Genomic DNA, 3,351 nt, shown 5'->3' on the forward strand with positions numbered 1-3,351 from the left:
CATTAGGATATTCTTTAACTGTAAGCTTAAATAACTCTTTTCCTGCAGCATTTACTATTACAACCCTTAAATCACCTTTTTTATCAAAGAAATGCCTGCCTACTTTAAAGCTTGTACCTTCTTCATACTTATTTTTAAATCTTTCTAATAAGCTTTTACTCATAACTTATCCCCTTGCTAACTAGACATATATAAAAACTATCTCTTCCAATGTATTTTTAATAAGCTCCTGTAATATTTCTAAATTATAAAATCTAATTCCATATTTATCTTCAAGAATATAGGCAACTTTAAAAATATCTAATTCTTTATGCTCCTCAATTAACTTTTCTACTACCTTTGATACTGCTTGTCTGACATTTAATGGTACTTGTTTCATATTTATTCTCTCCTTAACTTCAGTTATGTAATATATTATTTGACTTTTTTATTCATATACTTTAAAATCCCAATGCTATTCTTCCATTGTTCAACCTTTCTTTTATAGATTGATTCTCCTGTTCTAACTCTGCTATTCTCTTTTCCAATCTCTTACGCTCCAATGGTGATAAAGGGTTTACCTTTCCTAAACTTTCTATCCTCAATATTTCCTCCATATAATATTTTGGAGCTTTAAAATTAGGATTTCTTGTAATTACCCCTTCATTTTCATATTTTATTAATGAATTGGGATTATCAAAATCCCATCTTTCAGCTAACTTTTGTCTACTTATTAATGTTTGCTCCATTCATATCACACCTTTCCTTCTACTCTTTCATGTAACATGGCAATATCCTTAAATGTTACTACTCTTTGTCCTTTAAATTCTTTTACTTATAAATAAGTATTGTTAATCTTTACAATTTGATTATTCATATTTCGTTCTATTCGTCCTATATTCTTATTTGATTTACTATAATTCTCCATTTATAATTTAATCGTTAGCCCTGCCAAGCTAATATTAAATTATGAAAGGAGGTCTTATTTATGAATGAATTAGATATCTCACCATATGAACTATTTCATCAAAATTCTTCGAAGCTGATTGATGTAACTATCAATGGTATAAATACTAAAGTTTTAGAACTTAGAGATAATCACGGAGAATATTTAGCAATTATAGCTACTGATAAGATATTATCTAAAATTTGCACTCAAACTATACTTGGTCACTTAATAAAAGAAGTTTCTTATGATAAATACCAAGATAAAATTGCATTGATTAAAGCATATTATTAAATATTTCTCGGAATTGATGGTATTGTTTTTTCACCAACTGGAGGCACTAGATTACTTGCTATTTGGGCGAATTCTACTGCCTCCTTTAAATCTTCTATGGTTTCACAATCAACTTCAATATGGATACATCCTATATGTCCTTCTCGTAAAAAATCAAATCTTACATTTTTAATAAGTTTTCTTTTATTCATTTTGAATTCCCCCTTCCTAACTAACTTCTTTATGTTCATCATCTTCATAAAGCTCTTTAAACAAATCAATAATATCTTTATCTTGGAAAAATGTTCTATTTATAATAAAAGCTTCATTTAAAAATAAAGGTCTTTTCCCTGAAAGCTTTCCTCCCATCGTATCTCTATTAACTCCTACCTTATCTGCCATTTGCTTAATAGTAATTTTCTTTCGAGCCATTTCTGCTCTTAATTCCGAAAACATAATTGAACTCCTCATATTTTTTACTCCTTTCACGCATCGCGTTGTTGATGCTTTAATTTTATCGCGCATTGCGTTGAATGTCAATAACTTTTTAAAACTTTTTCTTGCAATGCGTGAAAAATAAAGTATAATATAATTAACAGGAGGTGTAAAACATGGATTTTTACCAAATATTATTAGAAATAATGGAAGAAAAATCTTTCAGTATTCCAGATGTTGCAAGAGCTACTGGATTATCTGATTCAACAATAAGAAGTATAATATCAAGAAAAACTAAAAAGATATCTTTAGACGTTGCATTTAAAATGTATAAAGGTTTAGGGGTCAGTTTAGAAAGATTGAATGGTGAAGAAATAAAAAATACTCCTAAAAATAACAATCTACCTCAAGAAGAAACCACATTATTAAAAAACTACAATGAATCAAATAATGAAGGTAAGAAAATGATTTTAAGTTATTCAGATTATATCTCTAAAAATTATAAAGATAATGCAACTGATGAAGTAACTGCAACTAAAGAAGAAGATAACAAAGTTATTGAACTTTCTAAAAAAGAAAAAACTGAAAGATTACAAGACTACTTCTCAACTATTGCGGCACACAATGACGATTTAACAGAAGAAGAAAAGATTATTGCTGAACAAAAAGTTTTAGAAGCATTGAAAAAAAATAATCTAATCTAAAACAAAGGTAACTCAAATGACAGAATACGAAAAACTATTAGATGAAGTTCATCAATTAGGAATAAAAATACTGGAAGTTGATGTATCTACTAATAAAGAATATGGATTATATCTTGGTAATATTATTATTATCAATAGTAATATGACTGATACTCAAAAATATTGTGTGCTAGCTGAAGAGTTATGTCATCATATTACTAACTATGGAGATATAACTGATCTTACAAAATCAGAAAATAGAAAAGAAGAATTTAAAGCTCGTAAAGTAGCTTGTGAAAAACTTATTACACCAGAGTGTATAATTAAAGCTCTTTTGTCAGGTGCAAATAACATGCATGAATTAGCAGAAGAATTAACCGTAACAAAAAGTTTTCTTCTCGATACTATCAATCATTATAAAAAGAAATACGGTATTTATTATGTTGGTAAGACACATCTACTAACATTTGAACCATTAAATATTGTAAATTTTTAAATTATAAAGGAGGTATCTTTTATGGATACAAATAAAATCGAAAGTTTATTATCTCAAATACTAGAAACTCAAAAAACAATGCTAGAAACTCAAAACTCTATACAATTGGATATCACCGAAATTAAAGATAAAGTAAATTCAGTTTATGACCAAACTGCTGAATTAACCGAATTCCGTACAGAAAATAAAGACCAATTAAATACTATTAATGATGATATTAAATTTATAAAGCATAAATTACATGAAAATGAAGAAGAAGTATTTAGAATTAAAAATCATTTGAAAATTATTAAATAATAAGTATTTGGCTACTTTTGTAGCTATTTATTTTATAAATTATTAAGAACATATATTCTGAAAGGAGATGATATTTATGGATTATAATATTACTTACAGACAAAAAGATAAAGGTTGGCAATATATAATAAGCTATAAAGTAAATGGCAAATGGAAACAAAAAAGTAAACAAGGATTCAAAACTAAGAAAGAAGCTAAACCTTACGCTGAAAAAACATTAAAAGAATTAAAAATACAAGTTA

General features: G+C 27.0%; 9 protein-coding genes. 5 read left to right on the forward strand and 4 right to left on the reverse strand.

Annotation, left to right across the window (positions count from 1 at the left end):
• Positions 1–181 precede the first annotated feature (181 nt).
• Entirely contained in the window at positions 182–379 is a 198-nt protein-coding gene (locus J7M87_RS08430) for a hypothetical protein (protein WP_099346254.1), read from the reverse strand.
• Positions 380–440: 61 nt separating this feature from the next.
• Positions 441–728 carry a transcription factor gene (locus J7M87_RS08435; RefSeq protein ID WP_099346253.1) on the reverse strand — a complete coding sequence of 96 codons (288 nt, stop codon included), beginning with the start codon at positions 726–728 and terminating at the stop codon, positions 441–443.
• Between the two features lie 239 nt (positions 729–967).
• Here J7M87_RS08435 and J7M87_RS08440 point away from each other — a divergent pair, with 239 nt between their 5' ends.
• Positions 968–1,219 (forward strand): hypothetical protein, encoded by a 252-nt coding sequence (locus tag J7M87_RS08440; RefSeq protein ID WP_099346252.1) that lies wholly within the window; start codon positions 968–970, stop codon positions 1,217–1,219.
• Here the strand turns inward: J7M87_RS08440 and J7M87_RS08445 are convergent.
• Both J7M87_RS08445 and J7M87_RS08450 read right to left on the reverse strand, forming a co-directional pair.
• Complete coding sequence (locus J7M87_RS08445) at positions 1,216–1,410, reverse strand: hypothetical protein (protein WP_099346251.1); 195 nt, start codon at positions 1,408–1,410, stop codon at positions 1,216–1,218. The genes J7M87_RS08440 and J7M87_RS08445 overlap by 4 nt on opposite strands.
• A 16-nt stretch (positions 1,411–1,426) precedes the next feature.
• Positions 1,427–1,669 carry a hypothetical protein gene (locus J7M87_RS08450; RefSeq protein ID WP_143327223.1) on the reverse strand — a complete coding sequence of 81 codons (243 nt, stop codon included), beginning with the start codon at positions 1,667–1,669 and terminating at the stop codon, positions 1,427–1,429.
• 140 nt (positions 1,670–1,809) lie between these two features.
• On the opposite strand from J7M87_RS08450, the gene J7M87_RS08455 reads away from it, so the two are divergent.
• The 4 genes from J7M87_RS08455 to J7M87_RS08470 form a co-directional block, all read left to right on the forward strand.
• Positions 1,810–2,337 (forward strand): helix-turn-helix transcriptional regulator, encoded by a 528-nt coding sequence (locus tag J7M87_RS08455; protein ID WP_271846156.1) that lies wholly within the window; start codon positions 1,810–1,812, stop codon positions 2,335–2,337.
• A 16-nt stretch (positions 2,338–2,353) separates the two neighbouring features.
• Positions 2,354–2,812 carry an ImmA/IrrE family metallo-endopeptidase gene (locus J7M87_RS08460; RefSeq protein ID WP_291650580.1) on the forward strand — a complete coding sequence of 153 codons (459 nt, stop codon included), beginning with the start codon at positions 2,354–2,356 and terminating at the stop codon, positions 2,810–2,812.
• Positions 2,813–2,833: 21 nt separating this feature from the next.
• Positions 2,834–3,109, forward strand: a complete 276-nt coding sequence (locus J7M87_RS08465) for a hypothetical protein (RefSeq protein ID WP_271846154.1) — start codon at positions 2,834–2,836, stop codon at positions 3,107–3,109.
• A gap of 76 nt (positions 3,110–3,185) precedes the next feature.
• Positions 3,186–3,351: DUF3622 domain-containing protein (locus J7M87_RS08470; protein WP_291649586.1), on the forward strand; the 166-nt coding region annotated here is incomplete at its 3' end.

Source organism: Clostridium sp., from assembly GCF_017888565.1.
Classification (GTDB): Bacteria; Bacillota; Clostridia; order Clostridiales; family Clostridiaceae; genus Clostridium.